This is a genomic window from Deinococcus psychrotolerans (assembly GCF_003860465.1).
In the GTDB taxonomy this organism is placed as follows: domain Bacteria; phylum Deinococcota; class Deinococci; order Deinococcales; family Deinococcaceae; genus Deinococcus; species Deinococcus psychrotolerans.
In genome coordinates this window covers 2,335,688-2,358,059 of sequence record NZ_CP034183.1, presented here as the reverse complement: position 1 = coordinate 2,358,059, position 22,372 = coordinate 2,335,688, and the positions used below count along the sequence as shown (strand labels likewise).

The following is a 22,372-nucleotide window of genomic DNA, read 5'->3' as shown; positions in this document are numbered from 1 at the left end:
ATTAAGTCCTTAAGCCGGCTTGCCAGACCGTGTCGTAAAACAACTTCTCGCAGTCGTAGGTTTGCGAAACCACCAGTTTCAGCGCTTCCACTTCGGCAGGGGTCTGGCACAGCCGCTCCAGCAGGGCTGCCTCGCCGCCGTTGACGCTTTCTTCCAAGTGGTCGTGCAGCGGAAAGAAAGCCACCTGCTCGTCGGTGAGGTGATAGTGGCGCTGCAAAGCTGGCCCGACCCGCTGGCAAATGGCGATGAACACGCTCTCGCTGGCGCTGAGGCTGGCGAGCATGCCCACAAAGCCGTGACGCAGCAGGGCGTAATAAAAATGACTGGTCAGCGTCAGGCAACCAGCCAGCGGGGTAATGTGCTCGAAGTCGGAAGGTGTCAGGCCGATGCCCGCGCCGAAATGCTGCAAGCTGCCCTGTCCGGCAAAGACCGATTTGGGGTCGTGCTTGGCGCTCAGCGTCCGGTGGGCCGCTTCGTCGGGCGCGTGAGCCAGCAGCAGCGCTTCGAGTTGAGGTGAGTGCTGCACCAGCCAAGCGTCTTGCAGGGCAAAGACTTGCAGGCGGCCCAAGCTGGCCTGACCACTTTCTATGGCTCGCCAGAGCGGATGCTCAATGAGGGCTTGGCGTTTGGCCTGCAACTCGGGGCCGAGCAGTGCAGATAAAAAGGAACTTCCAGTCCATTCGATGGTGGTCTTTTGCATAAGCCTCCCCAGCTCTGGGAAGGGGCATGGACAACGCGCAGCGCGGCAATGGCGAAGTTGTCGTCACGCTCCCTCCGGCGGCGTTACCCGCGTCAGGTTCCAAGGGTTTGATCTCAGCCCGGGCTCCACTTGGCAGCCCGAGCACCCCCGGTGACACGGCCACGCTAGCACAGCCAGGGCGCGTTGATTAAACCAGCAAGACTGGTCAGTGAAGGCACAGCGAGTGGTGACTGAGTGCCGGTGGATAAGCAGGCCGTTCACAATCCAGCTGCGCTGCGCCAGACTAGACCTCAGCCGATGCCTCTGCCCTACGCGCCCTTTACCCCCGCCCAACTCGCCGTGCGCCGCCGCGTCTGGGACGCTTTTGGCGAACTTTTTTTGGACACCGACACCCGTCCCAGTTTGCCGCTGATCGCCCGCCGCTTGGCTGAATCGGGCCTAGACGAGGCCGCCCTCGGTGAAATCTGGCGCGAGGAGGTGACGCCCGCCCTGCTGTTCAATCTGACTCTGGTGGCTGGGGAGTGGGCTTACTTTGACCTCGACTGGCTGGAAGAACAGATCGTGCGGCGGCGGGCCATTCGGCACCAGCTAAAGCGCTGGTCGCTCTCAGCGCTGATGCAGCAGGTCTGGAGCAGCGAAGTGGAGCCTGCTTACGCGGCGGCCATGCGGCTGCGGAGTGGTTTGCTGGTTCTCCCCACCGCTGAGCGCTCAGCGCGGGCCGCCATCTGGCATAGGCTGGCCCGCGCTTACTTCTGGTCTGAAGTGTCACCGCTGACCGCTTGCCCGGCCAGTGCCGTAGACCTCAAGACCGTCTGGGCCGATTTGGAGCCCACCTTGCGCCCGCTGCTGCTGAAGAGCGAGGATGAGGAGCGCAGCAGCCAGGCCGTGCTGGCGCTCATCTCTTCGGCTTGAGAGAGTGGATGGGAGACATATTGCTGTCTTTCTGTAATCACGGCTGACCGAGAGTTCGCCCGTTTTGTAGGCGCTGGCCTCAAGCTGGAAGTGCTGGACTGAACTGCTGGAAGCTCAATCCGCTATCCTCGCGGCATGACTGCTCCTTCCCGCGTCCAGTACCGCTTTTTGCCCGCCCGCACCTTGCTGTGTGCCATCAACCACCTGCGCCCGGCCCGCCTGGACAACTTCGTGAACGGAGCCAGCCTGGCCCTGCCCACCGTCCTGACCGAGCAAGGCCTAGAGCAGCTCGGCCCGGTGGCCATCATCTACCACAGCCCCGTGACCGAGGAGAGCGACGGCCCGGTGGAAGTCTGCGTGCCGTATCAGGGTGAACTGAGCGTGCCGAACGGCCTGACCCAGCACACCGACCCCGAACACCGCGAGGCGTTTTTGCCGCTGACCAAGCGGGAGTTTATGGACTCGGCTCTATTTGGCGCTGCCAGACGGGAAGTCGAGCAGGCCGCCCGCGCCAACGGCGACGTGCTGGGGCCGCTGCGCCGAATGGATTACGGCGTGTGGGCCACGCGCGGCGAGGACGAGGTGGTGGGCGAACTGGCCGTGCCGATGAAATGGTTTAACCAACTGCGGCCCGAGTCACGCGGGCGACTGTTTCCGTAAACGGGGCCAGCAACGAGGCCAATAACGGGGCTTGACTCATCCCTTGGGGGAGGGTGCAAACTGCTCTTACCTCCGGAGGGTAAAGGATGCCGAACCCGCAAACCCGCACAGACTTGACGATTGGAGCGTTCTCGCAGCTCAGCCGCCTAAGCATCAAAGCGCTGCGGCTCTACGACTCGCTTGGCTTGCTTCCACCGGCCTGGACTGACACCGAGAGCGGCTACCGCTACTACGCCGCCGGGCAGCTCGATCGTGCCAAGCAGATCAGCTTGCTGCGCCAACTCGACTTGCCGCTGAGCGCCATTGCCGAAGTGCTGGACGCCCCGAACGCTGAGCGCCGGGAGCGGTTTGAGCATCTGTGGCAAGGCGTGGAAACCGCCCACACCCAACGGCGAGAACTGGCCGAGTACTTGCTGAGCCAAGTGTTCAAAGATCAAACCAGTACCGATCAAAGGAGCCCCAATATGACCCAGACCGCCACGCACACAGATCAGTCAGCCGACAGCCACTTCACCCTTCAGCAGCGCTTCGTACCGCAGCGGCGCGTCGTCTCTATCACCCGCCGGGTCTTTGTCAATGATCTCAAGGCCTTCTTTGAAGATTCGGGCCGCGTGCTTGCCTTTATAGAGCAGCAGGATGCACAGATGGCCGGGCCGATGTTCGCCGTCTATCACGGTGAAGTCAACAACGACAGCGACGGCCCAGTGGAGATCTGTTTTCCGTACAGTGGTGAACTGGCAGCGGAAGGCGAGTTCGCCCTGCGTGACGAGAACGCCCACCATGAAGCCTACGTCACCCTCACCAAAGCGCAATTCGAGTTTCCCCAGATTCTCAAGGCTTATGACGCGGCACTCTCATACGCCCAGCAGCTCGGCGAGTGCAGCCAGTTCGCGCCGCGTGAAGTCTACAACCAGAACTGGAACACGGCTGGGCCGACTGATTTGGTGGCCGATGTGGCCTGGCCGTTCGTGCCGAAAGCTCAGGGCTGAGCGAACCGCAGGAGTTCTTGCGCCAGCACCACTTCCGTGCCCGCCAACCCCACCGACAGAAAGAGGGTGATATCCTCTGGTCGGCGGGGCGGCAGGGCTTAGGCACACTCGCTGAGCGCTCTCACTGACGCGCTGGAGAGGACATGCCCATCCGGCCCGAATGACAGGCTTGGCGCTGCTCGTCACTCGCGGCAGGCCTGGCGGTCAGGCCCAATCTTGAAGCTTCGGGGCGAGACAGCACGTCCATTGCCACCGCGCCCAGAGCTGACGTTTGCAACGGCCCCAGTTCGCTTCCCACGATCATACCCTCCACCCGTATCTGAGCGTTCCAGACGGCCACCGATTGCTCCTCAAGCGGCGTTTCCACGTTGAGATAAGCCCGAAAGCCAAAAGCATCGGTGAGAAGTTTCATCCCTTTGGGGGCCGGTAATATTGGGCGGGGCGACCCTGCTCGTCCATCCAGACGATCCAACCGTTTTTGGAAGCGCCAGAGATATCATCTGCCGCCGTGCTCGGCGAGGTGTACTCCACATTCTTGAGGTAACGAAGCCGCCCGTCTTCTAACAGAAGAACTTCACCCGCCTCCAACATGGCTGTACGGCGTTTACCGACAGATGCAGCGTACTCCTTGACCTCAGCGCTGGTCATGCTGCCCGCTTGAATGACCCACTTGCCCAGCTCGGGAAGATAAACCGCCTGAGCATCTGCGTGTCCGGGCCGATACCGAAAACAAATTTCGGTCTGCAACGGTGGAGTCGGCTCACTCGGCTTGTTGGCTGAGAACTCCAGTTTGGCCGCCTTGTTGGGCTGCGTCTTAAGCTGCCATTTGCTTTCTTTAATTTCTAACTTCTTGGGTTCCGCCGCGGCTGGACTGGGCGACTGAATCTGCACCGCGCCGAGTAGCACGTTGCGCTCGGCTTCGGTGATCAGGCCCATCTTGACCGCCGCTGCCGCCGCCTTCTCGAAACTGGCAATGTCATATTCGCTTTGCACGTCTTCGACAATCGGGCGCTTTTCCAAATGAATTTGAGCGTCGTCACGCCGCTTTTGCTGAGCCTGCTGGACTTCCGAAAGCCGAGTTTCAAACTCACCCCTCATCCAGCTCACTGCGTCCAGCACGGCAGCAAGATCATCGGCAAACACCCCGGCGGCTTTCTGAACCAATTCGAGCTTCAGGACAATGCGCTCGGAGTACGGGCCTTGCATGTGCTCGTCGATGACCACCCACACCCGTCCATCGGTCAGCAGCGCCCAGCGAATCCCCTTGCCGCCCGCGTAGGCGGCGACCTGCTGATAGTCCTTGTCGTGCAGACCGACGTTCATACCTTTAAGTTCAAGGACGAATTGATACTGGCCCGCCACGACGCGCAAATCGGGCCGAAAGCCGCCCTTGTCGGTTTCCTCCGGAATCACTTCCGCTGGGTTCCAGATGTCAAAGCCTGCTGCTTGCAAAAGAGGCAACACGATGGCCTGCCGCACCACAGCTTCGCCCGGACTGGGCTGACTGGAGAGCCAGTGTTGGATGACTTTAACGACTTGAGTCACCCGCTCACGTCTCATAGAAGTTTGTTCGGCGGGCATGCTTCCAAAGTTTAGCGGAAGACTTTGGTTCTCTTGCAATTTCCGGTGGCCGATCCTCTAGACTCTCCCCTACCATGCAACGACTTGCGACGCTCCTGACGTTCGCGCTGGCGGTTTCGGCTGCCGCTCAAAGCGCCCTCCCGGCCAGCACTGCCCGCATTCACTACCAACGCCCCGATGCCCAGTACGGCGCTTGGGGCCTGCACGTCTGGGAAGACACCAGCGCGGCCACGAGCTGGGACAAGCCGCTCAAAGCCAGCGGTAAGGACGACTTCGGGGTGTACTGGGACGTGCCGCTGGGTTCCAGTCCCGTCAAGCTGGGCCTGATCGTGCATTCCGGCGACAAAAAGGACGCGGACGAAGACCTGTTCATGAACTTGGGACTGGGCCATGAATTGTGGATCAAGTCGGGCAGTGCCAACGTGGCCTACACCAAAGCGGGGCCGTTCACCGTAGACGCGACTCAGGCAGTCATCGCTCAAGCCGCGCCAGCACCCACACCCACGGCTGCCGCAGCCACCATTCCGGCTGGCAACGCCCGCATCAACTACTACCGCCCCGACGGCAAGTACGACGGTTGGGGGCTGCACGTCTGGGACGGCGCGAAAGCCCCGACCGAGTGGGCCAAACCGCTGGCGCAGACTGGCAAAAATGATTTCGGGGTGTACTGGGACGTGCCCACCGTGGAAGGCTGGAGCAAATTGAATTTCATCATCCACAAAGGCGACGACAAAGACCCTGGCCCCGACCAGAGCTTGCCCGCCAGCAGCGGTAATCAAGCCTGGATCATCAGCGGCAGTCCAGCGGTCAATACCACCCGGCCCGATACCAGCGTGCGGCCCGTGGGCGACCTCAGCCAGCAGCAAGCAGTGTGGCTGACGCGCGACACCATCGCCGTCAAGCCCGCGCTGCTGGCCAACGGTGCATTGCTCAACCTTTACTCCAGCACTTCGGGCGACCTCAAGCTGACCCCGGCGGGCGTCACCGGCGGCGAGAGCTTGCCCTTGGTGCGCTCAGATGCAGGCGACCAACTCAGCGCGGTTCTCAAAGCCAAATACCCGTATCTGGCCAATTATGCGGTGGTCAAGCTGCGGCCCGAGGACGCGGGCAAGGTGACATCAGCGCTGCGTGGGCAACTGGCGATCAGCAGCACTGGCCTTGACGACAAGCTAATAGACGCGACGGGCGTGCAAATTTGGGGCGTACTGGACGACCTGTTTGGCTACACCGGGCCGCTGGGCGTGACCTGGGCGGGCAGCCTTCCGACCCTGACCGTCTGGGCGCCCACCGCGCAGGACGTGAAAGTGCTGGTGACGGTGGGCGGTCAAACCAAAACTGTGGCGATGAAAGCTGGAGACAAGGGCAGTTGGAGCGTGACCGGCGACGCGGGCTGGAAGAATGCCCCCTACCGCTATCAGGTGACGGTCTACGCGCCCACGACAGGCAAACAGGAAACCAATGTCGTGTCTGATCCGTACTCCATTGGTCTGACCGCCGACGGGCAACAATCGCTCATCACCGATCTCAGCGACGCGGCGCAGAAACCGGCGGGCTGGGACACGCTCAAGAAGCCGCCGCTGAACTCGGTGGGTGATCTGAATTTCTACGAACTGCACCTGCGCGACTTCAGCGTGGCCGACGCCACCGTTCCCGCCGCCGAGCGCGGCACCTATCTGGCCTTCACCGAGAAGAACAGCGACGGCATGAAGCACCTCAAGGCGCTGGCCGACGCGGGCCTCAAGGCCGTTCACCTGCTGCCGACCTTTGACATCGCCTCGCTTCCCAAAGACAAAGCGGGCTGGAAAAGCCCCGGCGACCTCTCCAAGCTCCCGCCCGCCAGTGAGGAACAACAGGCCGCCGTCAGCACTGTCAGAGACCAGGACGGCTTCAACTGGGGTTACGACCCCTACCACTACATGACGCCGGAAGGTACTTACGCGGTGAACCCTGATCAGCGCACCAAAGAGTACCGCTCAATGGTCATGGCGCTGAACGCGGCGGGCCTGCGCGTCGTGCAGGATGTGGTCTTCAACCACACCGCCGCCAGCGGCGAGGCCGACAAGAGCGTGCTGGATAAGGTCGTGCCGGGCTATTACCACCGCCTCGACGTCAACGGCGTGGTCGCCAATTCGACTTGCTGCTCCAACACCGCCACTGAGCACCCCATGATGCGCCGCCTGATGATCGATACGCTGGTGCTGGAGGCCAAGCAGTACAAAGTAGACGGCTTCCGCTTCGACTTGATGGGCCACCATCTGGTCAGCGACATGCAGGCCGCCCGCGCCGCGCTGGACGCTTTGACGCTGGCCAAAGACGGCGTGGACGGCAAGCAGATCTACCTCTACGGCGAGGGCTGGGACTTCGGTGAGGTGGCCGGGAACGCACGCGGCGTCAACGCCACCCAAGTCAATTTGTACGGGCAGGGCATCGGCACCTTCAACGACCGGATTCGGGACGCGGTGCGCGGCGGCAACCCCTTCGGCGGGCTGCAAGATCAGGGCTTTGCGACGGGGTTGTTGAGCCTGCCCAACGGCCAGCCGCAGAACACCGACAAGGCGAAACTTCTCAAGCTCACCGATCAGATCAAAGTGGCCCTCAGCGGCAACTTGCGCGACTTCAAATTCGTGGACAATACGGGCAAAACCGTGACCGGAGCGCAGGTTCCTTACGGCGACGCGCCCACTGGCTACGCGGCCAGCCCCCGCGAGACCATCAACTATGTCTCGGCCCACGACAACCAAACGCTGTGGGACGCGGTGCTGCTCAAAGCGCCCCTGAATGCCACCACCGCCCAGCGGGTCAGGATGCAGAATCTGGCCTACAGCTTGGTGCTGCTGGGTCAGGGCATGCCGTTCATCCACGCGGGCGACGAGTTGCTGCGCTCCAAGAGCTTTGACACCGACAGCTACAACAGCGGCGACTGGTTTAACGAAATCGCCTGGACGGGAGCCGACAACGGCTTCGGGCGCGGCCTACCGATGGCCGAGAAAAACAAAGACCAGTGGAACATCTACCGCCCGCTGCTCTCCAATACGACCCTCAAGGTGACGGTGGCAGACCGGACGCGGGCCTCTGACAACTTGCGTGAATTGCTGAGCATCCGCAATTCCAGCCCGCTGTTCCGACTGCCGACCGCTCAGGCCGTGCAAAACCAACTGAGCTTCCTGAACGCTGGCCCCACGCAGACGCCCGGCGTCATCGTGATGAAGCTCAGCGGCGGGAACGCCCCTTATAAAAACGTTCTGGTGGTGTTCAATGCCAGCAATGCGGTCTACACCCTCAAAGACGCCAGCCTGACGCCACTCAAGCTGGACTTACATCCAGTTCTGAAAGCCAGCTCAGACGCGGCAGTGAAGCAGAGCACCGCCAGCGGCGACACGGTGAGCGTGCCGGGGCTGACGACGGCGGTATTCGTCGGCAAGTAAATCAGCTTGGTAAAGTGTCGCGGCAGAATTGGCCTGCACTCCATTCAGATTCGGACAGCTTCTCCGGCCTACTTCCTGGTGCTCACGCTATAGGCCAAAAACGCTTCCTTGCTCAGCACTTTCGCGCCGCGCAGCACGCTTAAAGTTGCGGCAGGATCGTCCAGAGTCAGGGCGTAGGTGTAGCCGTTGTTCGTCCAGCGGTAGTGCTGGCCGCTATGGGTGCCGCCCATGAGGTACAGCCCCGGCGTGCCGTCATGGTTGCTGCTGCTGTACGTCACTTTGTCACCGCTTTCCCAAACGGTAATGCTGTGCTTGGCGGTGGCTCCGATGAAAGCAGCTTGCGGTTTGTAGCGGCACGCGAAGGTTCCGGCCGACACTTTGAAGGCATTCACGTGGGTCATCCGGTACAACGGGTCGTTGACGTTTTCGATGTTGCTGGAATGCACGTAATACCTGGGCGTTTGGCTGACCTTTTGGCCCGCTGGCGTCAGCGCCGTGTAGAGGTTGCCTGCGCCCGCATCGCTGGGGCCTAACTGATAATCCTGAACGCTGGAATCACCGCCCGCCCATTCCAGCAACTTGACCGGCTGAGTGACCGGTTGGGCCGCGCCGCCGGTACCCTTCGGCTGAGTCACGGCCAGCACCCGCTCTGGGGTATCGCACCAGAAGGCGGCGGGCTGAGCGCCGTTCAGATTGAGGTACGACTTCATCTCGTAGCCCTGCGCCGTGGTAGGCGAGGCGGCGGCGAGGGAGGCGGCCAGCAGGGCAATCCAGAGGAGTTTCATGCCCTCAGCCTGATCTTTCAAGCTGAGCCAAAGCTGACGAATCGCCCAAGTCTTTACTGCCGCTTGTAAACCAGCCGGGTCAGCGAGAGTGCAGGCAAATCCAGCGTGTCGGCCAGCGGCAGACGGATCATTTCGTTTTCATCGTCCACTGTTTTTTGGGTAAAGGTCTTGCCGCCGACGAGCTGATAGCCCGGCAGCGCGGCGGTGAGCGAGTGCGCCTCGGCGGCAGTATTCGTCACCAGCACCGTCAGCAGTGGGCCGTCCTGCGCCGCGTGCGTCCAGAGGGCCGGATCGCCGCTGCTGATGGGCAGCCCGCTTCCGGTGAACGCATGAAGCTGCTGGAAAGCGTAGAGGGTGGGCCTCGGGATGCCCGCCAGGTCCACCAAGCCGTGCCCACCAGTGGCCTGCAGGGCAAAGTAAGCGGCCACCGACGCGCCGTTCTCGGCCAGCCGCAAGGTGGCTTCAGCGGCCCACAGCGCTCCGACTTGATCGCTCAGGTGGCGCGGGCGACCCGACACATACGACAAGCTGTACTCGGTGACGCCCAGCGGCGTGCGGCGGGTGTAGCCCAGCGGGTTGCCGCTCTGGCTGTCCATCAGCGCCCGAAAGCGCTTCACGTCGCGGTCGATCACCGAGACGCTCGCCAGCGCGTCCGCGTCGCTGGACAAGCCGTCGGTGGGGTATTCATGCCAGGTCAGCAAGTCCACGATGTCGCCGCAGCCCTTGACAAACTGCTCCAGAAAGCTGGCGGCTTTATCGCCGGTATTCGACACCGCTGGCCCCGCGAATTTGGCGGACGGATCAACCTGCAAGATGGCCTGCCGCTGCGCTCGGAAGGTGGCGCAGTAGCGCTGGGCTGTCCAAGTTGCGTCGCCCCGATTGACCGAATACAAATCAGGTTCGTTGCCGATTTCCCAGTACGCCACTTTGAGATTGGCGGCCTGCGCGTCCCTGGCGGCTTGGGCAGCATCTTGAGGTTGGTTCTTGGCTCCCGGCTTGCCGCCGAACACGCGGGTCTGCACCATCAGGGCGGGCGGGGTCAGGCCGGTAGTCAGCAGTTCCAAGTTGGATTTGAGCGGCACCAGACTGGCCGCCGTCAGGTCATTCTCGTCGCCAACGTTGCCGCCGGGAAAGCGCAGGAGAGTCGGGGCCACGCTCCGCAGGTCTTTTTTGGCTTCCACCACCGGCATCCAGTTGCCGTAATTGAAACCGCCGATCACGCTGGGTGGCAGCGGCGTCGGCGTGCCGCTGCCCAGCACCAGTGTGGCGGGCGCGGCAGCGGCGAGGCCCAGCGAAAGAGCAAGCAGCGCGGAGAGTCGGGTGTTGAGTCGCATGACCCAACTATAAGCACAACTGTCTAGGCACAGCAGCGTAAACCCAGCAGAAGCAGGCGAGTTCGTGGGCCTTGACTTTTCTGGCGGCGCGGCGCAGTATATAGGAACACGATAGAGCGTTTCGATACCGCACTTCGATCAAAGGAGATTCCCCTTATGTCCAGCTCCGTACCCAGCTCGCCCGACGCCAATTTGCTGCGCGGCCACCTCGACCTCATTTTGCTGAGCATCATTCAGGGACAGCCCAAATACGGTCTGGAAATCAGCAAGCAGGCGCAGGAGCGCACCCAGGGCTACTTCGACTTGAAAGTCGGCAGCTTGTATCCGGCGCTGCACCGCTTGGAAAAAGCCGGATTTGTGCGCGGCGAATTTCAGCCGGCTCCGCGCAGTGGCAGCCCGGTCAAGGTCTACGCCCTGACCGAAAGTGGCGGGCGCGAATTGGAGGCCAGGCGGCGGGAGTTTGAGACGTTCAGCCAGCAACTCGGCAAGTTGTGGCAACTGGATTCAATGCAACTGGGAGGCACAGCATGAAGCAGACCGAGCGGTATTTGAGGGCGGCCACGCGGGGACTGTGGGGCCGAGCGCGGCGCGAACTGCAAACCGAATTGCAGGGGCACATCAACGAGCGGGTGGCCGAGTTCCGGCTGGGCGGTCTGAGTTCCGAAGATGCCGAGCGCCAAACTTTGCGCGAACTCGGCACGCCCGTGCGGGTCAGCGGCGGAATGCTGGGCGTGCATACCGTTCCGGCACTGGGCAAAGCGGGTGCGCTGAGTTTGCTGCTGGCGACCACCCTGCTCACCACCTTGCCGCAGGGATTGGCACAGGTCAAAAGTATTTACGGCAGTGTGGAGAATATGTGGCCGTCCAGTTACCTCAATTTTGAGCAACTGATGGACTCCATCAAAACAGCGGGCGGCGAACTCAGCGGCCCGCCGAACGCCGCTACTCTTACCGTACCGGATGCGCCGCGCTCCCAGTATCCGCTCAATACGGCCCAGTGGAAGGGCGCAACGCTGAGTCAAGAGGGCAAAACCTATCTGCACACGGATTTGCTCGTTTCTACTCTCAAAAACACCGGGGCCAACGTGCGCGTGAGGGGCTGGACAAATCCCACATTAACGGCTGGGGCAACCAACATTCACCTTGAAACGGATGACTGGCGGGTGCTCAACGATCTCTATACGCTGACGTTGATCATGTCAGGGCCGAAACTCAATGCTGGAAGTGTCATGAACAGCTTGGAACCCAACGGCAACACCAGCGACATCACCTTCAAAGGCACTTTCAAAAAAGATGCCGTCTACGCTTTCGTGACACCTGTTTTTGGCGACTGGACAAGTCAGAAAACCGGGGGAGAGTTACTGAACAGCGGCAATATCATCTTGAAAAGCAATGTCAACCAAGCCAAAGACGGTCAAGTGCAATTTAGGATGGACAACGAAGCCAAACATTTCAAACTTTATTCCGATGTGAACGCCTTTCAAGCCGCGCTCGATCCCTACCGCGACACGGGTAAAATCCACCACTGGGACGCCGCCCACCCCGCCCCGGCGCTGATTCTGGAACTCAGCGGACATTTCGGGCCGGATGCTTATAGCGTCGTGCCTACTCAGTCGGTGCAGCGTCCTTAAAAATTTGTTCAACCCCAGACCTTGACCGCCCTCTCGCGGCTGTGCCGAGGGCGGTGCTGTTTTGAAATTTGTCAACTGTTTCTCGTAGCTCAGCGCGTCAGGCGAGCCAGCCAACGTGTCGCCAAGTCCGGTTGTCCGTCACGTACACTCGGCCCGCCGGTCAAGCGCAAATATCCCGCCAGCGGCTGCTCCGGGTCGCTGCCGAGCAGTTCGGCGTCCAGCAGATCAAGCTCAGCTTGAAGCGCTTCCGGCAAATCTGGCCCCGCGACAGCCTGTCCAAAACGGAGGTACGCTTCGGGCTTGGGCTGGCCGCGCAGCACCACCCGGAGAGCCACCGGAATCAGCGCCGCGCCGGAAGCCCCCGCCAGCCACGCCGCGCCCGCTTCTATACGCCGCACCTTGCCGAGCGGTTCCAAACGGCCTTCGGGAAAAACGACCACCCAGTGTCCAGTCTTTGAGGCCCTTAAAGCGGGCCGCAGTTCGTGAGCGCCGATGGCCCCGACGAGGCGCAGAAACGGAAAAATAGACAGTTGCCGCTCGGTCATCAGCACGCAGAACGGTTGACCGAGTTGCCAAGCCACTTCGCGCAGCACGTACCCGTCCCACCACGAGTGATGCGAAGGAGCCAGCACTGCCGCGCCTGACGGCAACTCGCCGCGCACCCACAAGCCGCGCAAACCGCTTCTGACCTGAGCGCGAATGGTGCTTCTGAGCATCCACTCAAAAAAGTCAGGTGGGTTGGTCATGTGATCTCACGCGTTTGGCCGAGACCGCACTGTTTCTCAGCACTGCCCAAACCGCCGCACCCATTGCCACAGCGGTCAAAAGAGCCGCCAACGGCAAGCCGAGCAGCAACAAGCCGAACGGCAAGAAAGCGGCTTCGATCAAGTAGGCGAGGCGGAAATCAGCCGGGAGAGAGGCCTGCGCCTTGCCTACAACCTGATACAGTTCCGGCGCAATCTTGCCAAAGGCCCACACCAGCCCCGCGCCCACCGCCCACCAGCCCACGAAGTTTTGAATCGGCGCTCCAGCCCACAGCGCTCTGGCGTCACTCCAAGCCCAAAAGCCCTGCGCGGTCATCAGCGGCTCCAGGCCGATGTCCCACGCCACCAAAAGCAGGCCCGCCAGCCAAGCGCGGCCCCTGGTCAGCAGCGCCGCCGATAAAGTCATGGCAAACCAGCCCAGCGGCACCAGCAGCGGCACGCTCAGCAAGGTGAGGCCCGGTGCGCCCGCGTAACTGTAGCTGCCAAACGGAAAGCCGGTGCGCGTGCCCAGCACTTCCACGCCCAGTCCGACGCCAAAGGCCAGCGCCGCCAGAATCAGCGATTTCGGGCCGACTTTCTGCCAAGCCCAACTCAGGCCCGCCAAAAAGAGCGCCCCGGTACTCAGCGTGCCGAGGAGTGGGAACCCGTCCGGCCACAAAGGAACCGGAATTTTGAGCAACGCGTAGAGCAGCAAAAAGCCCTGCCACGGCTGAAATACCTGTTTGAGGACGTTGACCCGCGTGAGCGCCACCGGATGTAAAAAGGCCATCAGGCCCGTCGCGATCAGCAGGTTGGTGATCAGGAAAAAGATCATTTCCTCAACGGGCAAGACCCCGCCCAGATTCCAACCGAGGGTGTAGCGCGGCGAAATGCTCCAGATACCGTTGTGGATGGCAAAGAGATCAGTGGCCCACAAATACAAAGTCGGCGGGATGGTCGCCAGCCAAAACAGGCGCGGCCTGCCCATCACCAAGTCGCCGCCAAAAGCCGACAGCCCTGCCAAAACGGGAGCGGCCCACGCCAAGATCAGCCCCATATAGAAGGTCGGCTCAAAGCGCAGCATCACCACGCCCGCAAACGCCACACCCAGCCACAAACCCGCCAAGCCCCAGCGCGTCAGCAGCGGCGAGGCAGAAATGCGCGGCGGGCCGGAGCGCCGCAGCAAAAAGTACAGCCACAGCCCCGTGATCAGCGTTTGCAAAGCGAAGAAGGCGTACTCCTCATAAGGCACGTACAGCAGGCGGCCCAGTACCCTTTCCGGCGGATAATTCCAGACCTGCTTGAACACCAAGTAGTTGTCCCAAGGCGTCGTGTACAGCATGGGGATCAGCGGGAACAGCAAAAAAGTCGTCCAGGCCCATTTGTTCTCGGGTCGGAACTCTCCCGCTACCGGCTGCCCCCGACGGGTTTGCCACCACGTCAAGCCGATCAGCAGCAGCAGCAGCGGCAAGATGAAGGTGAGGTGGTACTGAAGGTAAGTCATGGCCACAGAGGGCAGCCGCTCCGCTCATTCACCCCCGCCCGCTTCATTTGCCCAGCCCCCAGACTTTGCGCCGCGTCATGTCGTGAATCAGCACCCGCGCCGCGTTCCGGCCCGACGCGCCCATGATGCCGCCGCCGGGGTGGGTACTCGCGCCGGTCAGGTACAGCCCCTTGACGCCCGGCCATTTGTACTGGCTGGCCTGCATCCAGGGCCGGAACGAAAACATCTGGTCGAATGACATCTCCAGGTGCATCACGTTGCCCCGGTGCAGGCCCAGATTGCTTTCCAGCCACTGCGGGGTCTGCACCAGTTCGCCCACGATCATGTCGCGGGTGCCGGGGGCGTAGTGCTCGAAGGCGGTCAGGATGTTGTCGCGGGCCTCGGCCACCCGGCTTTCCCACGTTCCAGACGCCAGCTCATACGGGTAATACTGCGCCCACAGCCACAGCACGTCGCAGCCGGGAGGGGCCAGAGCGTCGTCCACCGCGCTGAAACTCATGGCGATGATCGGCGGGTCGGTGGTGGGTTCTCCGGCCAGGTATTCGCCGTAAGCCTTCATCAGTTGGCGCTCGTTTTTGATCAGCAGGCCCAGCGCCACCCGCGAGTCCGGCTCGGTGTGGTTGCGGTATTTGACCTTGCCATTCAGGGCCAGCCGCAAAATCATCCCAAAGCCGTTGCCGACGCGCACCCGCTTGGCCGCTTCCGGCACATATTCGTCGGGCAGAGTGGCGGCAGTGGTCAGAATGTGACTGCCCGCCACCACCGAGCGGCCCGTGAAGCGGCTGCCGTCTTCGAGTTCAATGCCGGTGGCCTTGCCGTTTTCCACCAGAATCCGCTTGACGGGAGCGTTGACAAAGACTTGCCCGCCGTTTTCTTCAATCGCCAACCTGAGCGCTTTGGTCAGGCCGCCGCTGCCACCTTTGGGCCGCGCCACGCCGCCCTGGTGGTAGAGCGGGTGCCACAGCAAAAAGGGAGCGCTGAGCGGGTCGGACGGGGGCGGGCCGGACTGAGCGGCCATCCAGGTCAGGGGCGCACGCACCCGTTCTTCGCTGAAGGTCTCGCGGGCCACGTCGCCGTAAGGGCGCAAAATGGTGGCGAGTTGCCTGCTCATGTCGCGGCCCTTGCCGCTGTTGACCAGCATCTTGCCGAGTTCAAGCGGGCCGGGCGCGGAGTTGAACAGATCGGCCACCGCGTCGGCAAACGGCGTCCAGTCAGACAGGAACTTGCGGTAAGCGTCGCCCTGCCCCGGGAAAATCTGGTTGAGTTCGTCGATGGTGCGCTCGGCGTCGCGGTACATGAACCAGGGCGTTTCACCATCGGAGGCCTGAAACATCGGATCGACTTCCAAGTAATGCAGGCCGTAACGGCTGAGTTCCAGTTCCTGCACCACTTTGGTCATCCGAATCAGAATGTGGGCGCTGCCGCCGTAGTCGAAGCGGTAGCCGGGCACCAGTTCTTCGGTGCTCACCGCTCCGCCGACGATGTGCCGCCGCTCAAAAACGCCGACCTTGAGGCCCGCTTGCGCGGCATACGCCGCTGTCACCAGGGCGTTGTGACCCGCGCCCATCACCAGTACGTCAAAATCGGGCATCTGCTCATTATGCCGTGAGGGGTGTGGGCACAGAAGGTCAGAAGTCTTGCGGTTGTTCGTCAGCACGCCTTTGTCAGAACTGGGCCAGAGTCGGCGCGTTAAGCTCTTGTCATGTTCGGACGCCGCGTTCCCGTCAAGTATGTGCTGCTGTTCAGTGTGCTGTTGGCGCTGGTCTGCGGCGGCACTGCCATTTATTTCGCCCAACAACGCAGTTGGATCGCCACCGCCCTGCTGGGCGTGCTGGCCATCTGGTTTGCCGTAGACGCCCTCCGCGCCTGGAGTTGGAAGAAAAAGTAACCCCCAGAGCGCCTAGACTGCACTAATGAGACTGCGCCTATGAGATTAGGCCCATGAGCGGCGTCATCTGGTTGGCCTTAGACGGCGTGGGCCACCCCGAAGACGCGCCGAGCGGCTCGGTCTGGGAACAAGACTTACCCACCCTGCGCCCCATCATTGACGCTGGGCTCGCACTTGACACCACTTTGGGCGTCGCGGGCCTGCCGCAGTCTGGCACTGGCCAGAGCTGCTGGCTGACTGGGCAGAATGCGGTGCGGTTGATGGGCAAAGGCGGCGCGGGCGAACACTTCGGGCCGCACCCCGGCCCCACTTTGCAGGCCCTCCTGCGTGAGTCGGCGCTGCCGGTACGCTTAAAGCAGGCGGGCCTGAGCGCGGCGCTGCTCAACTTTTATCCGCCGGGTTACTTTGCCGCCCACGCCAAACGCCCCCGCTACGGCTGTTTTCCGTTCAGCTTTCTGGCTGCAGGCTTGGCCCTCAATCCGCTCGACTTGCCCAGCATTTCCCCAACTTTGGGCCTGCGTTACGGCTCACCGTGGGCGGCCACCCAGACCTTGAGCGAGTTGGCTTATATGGGTGAGCAAGTGGCGAGGGCAGCCCAGCACCGCGATTTATTGGTGCTGGATTTGTGGCTCAGCGACCTGCTCGGCCACGAAGGCAAACCGGACGCGCCGCCGGAACTGGGCGCGGCGGGTCGGCGCTACATGCAGCACCTCGACGCTTTTTTGGGCGGCGTTCTCGGCGCGGGCGGGCGGGCCGTCATCAGCAGCGATCACGGCAACTTTGAAGATTTGCGTATCAAGTCGCACACCACCGCGCGGGTGCCGTTTGCGGGCAGCGGCGTGGACTTGGGCCGTCCCCACGACATCGTGCAGGCGGGAGCAGTGATGGCTGGTTGGTTCGGGCTGCTTGAGCGGACGCACAGCTGAAAGGGGAATGCAAGACGCCTTTTCCTAAACTGTTTTTGCCGTTCAGTCACCTTCAAAAAGTCAGCGCTACGGATTTGAGCTGAGTCACCGCTCCTCCCTGAGCGCCGCAGCCACCGACCACTTCCACTTGTGCGAGGTGCCGTGATCTGAACGTCGTGTTCCGTGAGAATGACTGAACTTGAAATGGTTTGCGATTAAGGAGAAACATGACTGTCAATGAACCTGCTGCGTTCCATCTGCTTTCTCACCGTAGGGTCTGCTTTGTTCTGGTATCGGCCGCACTCGTTTACGGCGCTGCTCAAGCTGAAAGTGCCACAACCAAAACCACCGCCGTCAACACCGCTGCGCCGATGAGCTGGCAAGCCGTGCAGCAGCAAGACGATAAGAACCGAGTCAAAATCGGCGTTACCTTTGACAAAGTCGACGCCGACGGCTACATCATCCTCAAATACGGCTCGGTCATGCTCAAAACCCGTTTGGCCGGCGTCAAAGTCAGAACCGCTTTGGCAGGCGTTTTAAATATGTACGTGCCGGAAGGAGCCAGAATCCAAGCTGAAATCGTGGAGAAAGGCAAGATTCAAAGCGTACTGCTGTGGAAAAACGGCAAGAATCTCAACGAGCAACTGATGATGGACGGCGTAGCGGTGGGTATTCGCTGAACAGTATGATAATTCAATCAAAAATCTTATTTAAAAGTAGCATTCTTCGATGAGGAGTCTGGTGTGATAAAATAATTTGTCTGATTCGCGTCATTTAGCCTGAAAGTAAAATCATCTTTGGTTGATTCGGCCAGCTGTGTCATACCAAAATTTCCATTGCATACCAGAGTGTATTTTCCGACCAATTGGTTTTGATTTGCGTAGATGCCTCGGGATTTCCTGTAATCTATTTGGATATTTTTCAACCGCTGGGCACAATTCTGTAAATTTGATTCACCAGATTTTTGTCTTTCGTTCGACGCCATGGAAAGTAGGATAGCCAGCATGACGGCAATTATTGAAACACTAGCGAGCGAATGGAGGCCGATCACAGCAACTTTGTTGGTGTTCTGCAAAGGGGGCCAACCTTGGAGCTTCCATAGCCCATACATAACGTGATAATTCACCTGTATTGCCAGCCAAGTCAGCACAGGAAATACCAGCACCCAGAGTCCCAGATGCCAGAAATAACTGTCCGCATAGATCACCCACACAAAAGTCTGCATCCAGCTTAAATGCTTTCTCCAGTTTCCCAGATAGCTAAAGCCGCTGCCAGGCAAGACCATATTGAGCAACATTCCCAGTGCATAAGAGGGTGGTTTTGGTGTGGCCGAGCCAGATGAACCCTGCACAAGCAGACGCTAGCAAAACGGTAAATGGTCTACAACGGGATACCCCACCCCGCCATCTGGCGTATGCGTCCTTTACGCTCTAGGCGTAGTCTAAACAGATGTCTGCGCCCGCTGCTTCTTCCGCTCCAGCCCTCAGAGTGCTGGGAACTTATCTGCTGCCGATGTGGCCGCGTGTACTGCTGCTGGCCGCTCTCCTGATCGGCAGTGTGCTGCTGACCCTGACTTTGCCGCAACTGATCGCCCGCTTTGTCGATACGGCGACGGCGGCGCTCGGCAAAAACGGCGCGGGCCTGAGCGCTTTGCCCAGCCTGACCCGCCTGAGCCTGAGCTATATCGGCGTGGCCTTGGTGGTGCAGCTGCTCTCAGCGGGCGCAACCTATCTGGGAGCCATCATTGGTTGGAGTGCCACCAACCGCCTCCGGAGCGACTTACTGGCCCACCTGCTCTCGCTGGACATGAGCTACCACAAAGAGCGCACCCCCGGCGAAATGATCGAGCGCATCGACGGCGACGTCACAGCGCTCAGCAACTTTTTTTCGCAGTTCGCGGTGCGGGTATTCGGCGCGGCTTTGCTGCTGACCGGCAGCGTGGTGATGTTTTTCAGGGAAGAAGCCTGGCTGGGCCTCGGCGTACTGGCGTTCGTGGCGCTGACGCTCTACGGAATGAACCACGTGCGGCGGCGCGGGATCGAACCCACCCGCCACGAGCGCGAGGGCAGCGCCAAGTTGTTCGGCTTTATCGAGGAGCGCTTGTCGGGCTTAGACGACGTGCGCTCACTCGGCGGCGGCGAGTACACCCTTCGCAAGTTTTTGGGCGTGCAACGCGGCTATTTTCAGCGCCTGATGACGGCGGGCGTCGAGCGGACGGCGGTTTGGCAATTCAGCATGTTGATGTTTACCCTCGGCTACGTCGGCGTCATCGGCGCAGCGGTGGGCCTGTACGGTTCGGGCGCGATCACCATCGGCACGGCGCTGCTGCTCTACCAGTACATGAGCATGGTCGAAGAGCCGATTGACCAGCTGACCCAGCAGCTTCAAGACGTGCAAAAAGCCGGGGCCAGCTTGCTGCGGGTCGGTGAAATCCTGAGCCTCACGTCCGCGTTGCCGTCCGGCACACAGCACTTGCCCGCCGGAGCGCTGTCCCTGGAATTTGAGGACGTGTCGTTTGCCTACGAAGGCGAGGACGACGCCCGCGTGCTGAGCCACCTCACCTTCACGCTCGGCGCGGGCCGCACCTTGGGCCTGCTGGGCCGTACCGGCAGCGGCAAATCCACCCTGACCCGCTTGGTGTCGCGCCTCTACGATCCGACTTCCGGCCGCGTCAAGCTGGGCGGCGTGTCGACCGTGGACGCCGATCTGACCTCGCTAAGAAGCCGAATCGCGGTGGTGACTCAAGACGTGCAACTCTTTCAAGCTTCGGTGCGCGACAACCTGACTTTTTTCGACGCTCACATCCCCGACGAGAGGGTGCGGGAAGCGCTGGCCGAAGTCGGCTTACTGGGCTGGGCCGAGAGCTTACCAGAGGGCCTGAGTACCCGTTTGCCAGCCGGCAGCTTGTCGGCTGGCGAAGCGCAACTGCTGGCCTTTGCCCGCGTGATGCTGCAAGACCCCGGCGTGATTTTGCTCGACGAACCCAGCAGCCGCCTCGATCCAGCCACCGAAGCCCGATTGACGGCGGCCATGCAGCGCCTCCTGACCAGCCGCAGCGCCGTCGTGATTGCCCACCGCCTCGACACAGTGGCCCGCGCCGACGACATCTTGGTGCTGGGCGCGGGAAAAGTGCTGGAATTCGGTACACGTGAGCAGCTGGCCCGCGACCCCAACAGCCAGTACGCCAAGCTGCTGGCCGCCGCCCAGTACAGCGAACTCGACGACTTGCCCGCCGATTTGGCTGCCGAAATCCGTGAGGTGCTGGCATGAGCGCTCCCGCTTCTTCCAAAGTGGCCTCCCCAACAGTCGTCACCTCCCCCACAGCGGCCGAAGTCCCGACCCTCAAGTTGATGCGCCGCTTGTTTGCTTACAAGCCTGCGCTGTTTGCCTTCAACGTGGCGGCTTGGACGAGCTTTCACACCTTGCCCGCCATTTTCAGCTATTTCGTCTCAAGGATTTTTGCTCACTTGGGCGAGGCCCAGACTTTAGGCAGCGCGGGACAAGCAGCCTCGGTTCGGCAAACCGCGATCACGGCGGCTTGGCTGGCCGTCGCGTACTTCGCTGCCGCCCGCTTTGCCCGCTTCGGGGTGTTTTACTTCGCAGTTCGGGCGTGGTTCAAAATTTGGTTTACCTTAGACGCTTTGCTGCGCCGCAATTTGCTGGCCCACCTGCTGCTGGCTTCCGGTTCGCGCCGCCTCCCCGACACCCCCGCCGAGGCGGTCAGCCGCTTCCGCGACGACGTGGACGACGTGGCCGCCAACACCGAAGCCTGGCTAGACGCGGGCGGATTCCTGCTTTACAGCGTCATTGCCATCACCCTGATGTGGCGGGTCGATTCCACCATCACCTTGGTCATCTGCGCTCCCCTGCTGCTGGTGATCATTTTCGTGCAGCGCCTCACACCGCAAATTCGCAGTTACCGCCGCCGGATGCGTCAGGCCACCGCCCGCGTCACCGACTTTATCGGCGAAACCTTCGGGGCCGTCAGCGCCGTCAAGCTCTCGGCGCGTGAGACGCAGATGGTGGGGCACCTCAGCGACTTGGGCGAAACCCGCAAGGCGGCGGCGCTGAGAGACGTGCTGCTGACCGAGCTGATCAAAGGCGTCAACATCAACATGATCAACCTCGGCGTGGGCGCGGTGCTGCTGCTGGGCGCAAACCTGATCTTGAAAGGGCAGATGACCATCGGCGACTTCGTGCTGTTTTTTGCGCTGCTGCCGCGCCTAACCGGCTCGATGGGTTACTTCGGCGACATGATCGCCCGCCACCGCCGCACCGGGGTCAGCTTTGAGCGGATGCAGCGTCTCCTGCAAGACGCGCCGATGAGCGAAATGGTGGCCCACCACCCGCTGTATCTGGACAAGGAGAATTTGGAGGGCGGGCCGCCGGCCGTGCCCCCACGCCGTGAAGCCGCGCCGTTCGAGAGCTTGCAGGTGCGTCACCTCAGCGCCGTGCATGACAGCGGGCGCGGCATACTCGACGCTTCGTTCGACCTCAAACGCGGCGAATTCGTGGTGATCACCGGACGCATCGGCAGCGGCAAAAGCACTTTGGTTCGCGCCCTGCTGGGCCTGATTCCGGCGGGCGGCGAGATCACTTGGAACGGGGACGTCGTCAGCGATCCCGCTTCATTTTTTGTGCCGCCCCGCAGCGCCTACACTGCGCAGTTGCCGCAACTGTTCAGCGACAGCCTGAGAGACAACGTGCTGATGGGCGCACCCGACGAAGACGGCAGCGCTCTGGCACAGGCGCTTAAATTGGCCGTCATGCAGCAGGATTTGAGCGAGTTGCCGCAGGGCTTATCGACCCAAGTCGGAGCGCGGGGCGTCAAACTGTCGGGCGGGCAACTCCAGCGCTCAGCCGTGGCGCGGATGCTGGCGCAGCAAGCCGATCTGCTGATCTTTGATGACGTCTCCAGCGCCCTCGACGCCGAAACCGAGCGCCAACTCTGGGCGGGCCTGGCGGGTGAACTCCCCGACGCCACCTGCTTGGTGGTCTCGCACCGACGCGCCGCCCTGCTGCGGGCCGACCGGATCATCGTGCTGGATGAAGGCCGCGTCGTGGATCAAGGCCAGTTGGGCGAACTGCTTTCCCGCAGCGGGCAAATGCAGGCGCTGTGGAGTGGTGAGGTGGGGAGTGGTGAGGTGGGGAGTGGCGAAGTGGGGAGCGCAGAGGTGGAAAGCGCGGAAACCGACCTTGACGCGCAGCCCGGGTTGGCTCCCAACCTTTAAGGCTGACGCACTCAGCCTGTCATAGCGGAGTCAGGTTCACCCGTTAAATTAAGGCTGAGCAGCGCCGCCGCCGCCCAGTTGGGG

Annotated in this window: 20 protein-coding genes and 1 riboswitch; of the genes, 11 read left to right on the top strand and 9 right to left on the bottom strand. The window is 61.6% G+C overall.

Translation table 11 applies throughout. The annotated features are described in order from the left end of the window. Nucleotide 1: 1 nt before the first annotated feature. Nucleotides 2-700 (bottom strand): thiaminase II/PqqC family protein, encoded by a 699-nt coding sequence (locus EHF33_RS11620; protein ID WP_124871612.1) that lies wholly within the window; start codon nucleotides 698-700, stop codon nucleotides 2-4. A 51-nt stretch (nucleotides 701-751) separates the two neighbouring features. After that, a riboswitch (TPP riboswitch) is annotated at nucleotides 752-859 on the bottom strand. Nucleotides 860-940: 81 nt separating this feature from the next. Between EHF33_RS11620 and EHF33_RS11615 the strand changes: the two genes are divergently transcribed. The 3 genes from EHF33_RS11615 (at nucleotide 941) to EHF33_RS11605 (ending at nucleotide 3,261) form a co-directional block, all read left to right on the top strand. Continuing rightward, nucleotides 941-1,612 carry a DUF7079 family protein gene (locus EHF33_RS11615; RefSeq protein WP_124871609.1) on the top strand — a complete coding sequence of 224 codons (672 nt, stop codon included), beginning with the start codon at nucleotides 941-943 and terminating at the stop codon, nucleotides 1,610-1,612. Nucleotides 1,613-1,747: 135 nt separating this feature from the next. Continuing rightward, entirely contained in the window at nucleotides 1,748-2,272 is a 525-nt protein-coding gene (locus EHF33_RS11610; RefSeq protein WP_124871606.1) for a GyrI-like domain-containing protein, read from the top strand. Between the two features lie 86 nt (nucleotides 2,273-2,358). After that, nucleotides 2,359-3,261 carry a MerR family transcriptional regulator gene (locus EHF33_RS11605; RefSeq protein ID WP_124871604.1) on the top strand — a complete coding sequence of 301 codons (903 nt, stop codon included), beginning with the start codon at nucleotides 2,359-2,361 and terminating at the stop codon, nucleotides 3,259-3,261. A gap of 121 nt (nucleotides 3,262-3,382) precedes the next feature. Here EHF33_RS11605 and EHF33_RS11600 read toward each other — a convergent pair whose 3' ends face one another. After that, complete coding sequence (locus EHF33_RS11600; RefSeq protein ID WP_124871601.1) at nucleotides 3,383-3,673, bottom strand: hypothetical protein; 291 nt, start codon at nucleotides 3,671-3,673, stop codon at nucleotides 3,383-3,385. Next, on the bottom strand, nucleotides 3,670-4,842 hold the full coding sequence (locus EHF33_RS11595) for a DUF4357 domain-containing protein (protein ID WP_124871598.1): 1,173 nt from the start codon (nucleotides 4,840-4,842) through the stop codon (nucleotides 3,670-3,672). Before EHF33_RS11595 ends, EHF33_RS11600 begins: the two co-directional genes overlap by 4 nt. Before the next feature lie 74 nt (nucleotides 4,843-4,916). Here EHF33_RS11595 and pulA point away from each other — a divergent pair, with 74 nt between their 5' ends. Further along, on the top strand, nucleotides 4,917-8,267 hold the full coding sequence (gene pulA / locus EHF33_RS11590) for a pullulanase-type alpha-1,6-glucosidase (protein WP_124871595.1): 3,351 nt from the start codon (nucleotides 4,917-4,919) through the stop codon (nucleotides 8,265-8,267). 68 nt (nucleotides 8,268-8,335) lie between these two features. Here the strand turns inward: pulA and EHF33_RS11585 are convergent, their stop codons facing one another. Both EHF33_RS11585 and EHF33_RS11580 read right to left on the bottom strand, forming a co-directional pair. Further along, complete coding sequence (locus EHF33_RS11585; RefSeq protein WP_124871592.1) at nucleotides 8,336-9,052, bottom strand: hypothetical protein; 717 nt, start codon at nucleotides 9,050-9,052, stop codon at nucleotides 8,336-8,338. A gap of 53 nt (nucleotides 9,053-9,105) precedes the next feature. Then, entirely contained in the window at nucleotides 9,106-10,386 is a 1,281-nt protein-coding gene (locus tag EHF33_RS11580; protein ID WP_124871589.1) for a GH39 family glycosyl hydrolase, read from the bottom strand. A gap of 156 nt (nucleotides 10,387-10,542) precedes the next feature. Between EHF33_RS11580 and EHF33_RS11575 the strand changes: the two genes are divergently transcribed. Then, a complete protein-coding gene (locus EHF33_RS11575; protein ID WP_124871585.1) occupies nucleotides 10,543-10,917 on the top strand; it encodes a PadR family transcriptional regulator in 375 nt (124 codons plus the stop codon). Beyond that, on the top strand, nucleotides 10,914-12,017 hold the full coding sequence (locus EHF33_RS11570; protein ID WP_124871581.1) for a permease prefix domain 1-containing protein: 1,104 nt from the start codon (nucleotides 10,914-10,916) through the stop codon (nucleotides 12,015-12,017). The genes EHF33_RS11575 and EHF33_RS11570 overlap by 4 nt, the downstream gene beginning before the upstream one ends. 89 nt (nucleotides 12,018-12,106) lie before the next feature. Here the strand turns inward: EHF33_RS11570 and EHF33_RS11565 are convergent, their stop codons facing one another. Genes EHF33_RS11565 through EHF33_RS11555 form a run of 3 tightly spaced genes read right to left on the bottom strand, consistent with a single transcriptional unit; the run spans nucleotide 12,107 to nucleotide 15,855 of the window. Continuing rightward, entirely contained in the window at nucleotides 12,107-12,763 is a 657-nt protein-coding gene (locus EHF33_RS11565) for a lysophospholipid acyltransferase family protein (protein WP_241191151.1), read from the bottom strand. Continuing rightward, on the bottom strand, nucleotides 12,747-14,264 hold the full coding sequence (locus tag EHF33_RS21745; RefSeq protein ID WP_124871578.1) for a carotenoid biosynthesis protein: 1,518 nt from the start codon (nucleotides 14,262-14,264) through the stop codon (nucleotides 12,747-12,749). Before EHF33_RS21745 ends, EHF33_RS11565 begins: the two co-directional genes overlap by 17 nt. 43 nt (nucleotides 14,265-14,307) lie before the next feature. Further along, entirely contained in the window at nucleotides 14,308-15,855 is a 1,548-nt protein-coding gene (locus EHF33_RS11555) for a phytoene desaturase family protein (RefSeq protein ID WP_124871575.1), read from the bottom strand. Nucleotides 15,856-15,966: 111 nt separating this feature from the next. On the opposite strand from EHF33_RS11555, the gene EHF33_RS11550 reads away from it, so the two are divergent. From EHF33_RS11550 to EHF33_RS11540, 3 genes are all read left to right on the top strand, one after another. After that, nucleotides 15,967-16,152 carry a hypothetical protein gene (locus EHF33_RS11550; protein WP_124871572.1) on the top strand — a complete coding sequence of 62 codons (186 nt, stop codon included), beginning with the start codon at nucleotides 15,967-15,969 and terminating at the stop codon, nucleotides 16,150-16,152. A 53-nt stretch (nucleotides 16,153-16,205) separates the two neighbouring features. Beyond that, nucleotides 16,206-17,078, top strand: a complete 873-nt coding sequence (locus EHF33_RS11545) for a metalloenzyme domain protein (protein WP_164473465.1) — start codon at nucleotides 16,206-16,208, stop codon at nucleotides 17,076-17,078. A gap of 206 nt (nucleotides 17,079-17,284) precedes the next feature. Next, nucleotides 17,285-17,737, top strand: coding sequence for a hypothetical protein (locus EHF33_RS11540; protein WP_124871569.1), 453 nt, complete (start codon nucleotides 17,285-17,287; stop codon nucleotides 17,735-17,737). Nucleotides 17,738-17,763: 26 nt separating this feature from the next. Here the strand turns inward: EHF33_RS11540 and EHF33_RS11535 are convergent, their stop codons facing one another. Then, nucleotides 17,764-18,408, bottom strand: a complete 645-nt coding sequence (locus EHF33_RS11535) for a hypothetical protein (protein ID WP_124871566.1) — start codon at nucleotides 18,406-18,408, stop codon at nucleotides 17,764-17,766. Nucleotides 18,409-18,506: 98 nt separating this feature from the next. On the opposite strand from EHF33_RS11535, the gene EHF33_RS11530 reads away from it, so the two are divergent. Together EHF33_RS11530 and EHF33_RS11525 are read left to right on the top strand one after the other, a co-directional pair. Beyond that, on the top strand, nucleotides 18,507-20,327 hold the full coding sequence (locus tag EHF33_RS11530; RefSeq protein WP_124871564.1) for an ABC transporter ATP-binding protein: 1,821 nt from the start codon (nucleotides 18,507-18,509) through the stop codon (nucleotides 20,325-20,327). After that, nucleotides 20,324-22,288: an ABC transporter ATP-binding protein gene (locus EHF33_RS11525; protein ID WP_124871562.1), complete on the top strand. Its 1,965-nt coding sequence runs from the start codon at nucleotides 20,324-20,326 to the stop codon at nucleotides 22,286-22,288. The genes EHF33_RS11530 and EHF33_RS11525 overlap by 4 nt, the downstream gene beginning before the upstream one ends. The last annotated feature ends 84 nt before the right edge of the window (nucleotides 22,289-22,372 follow it).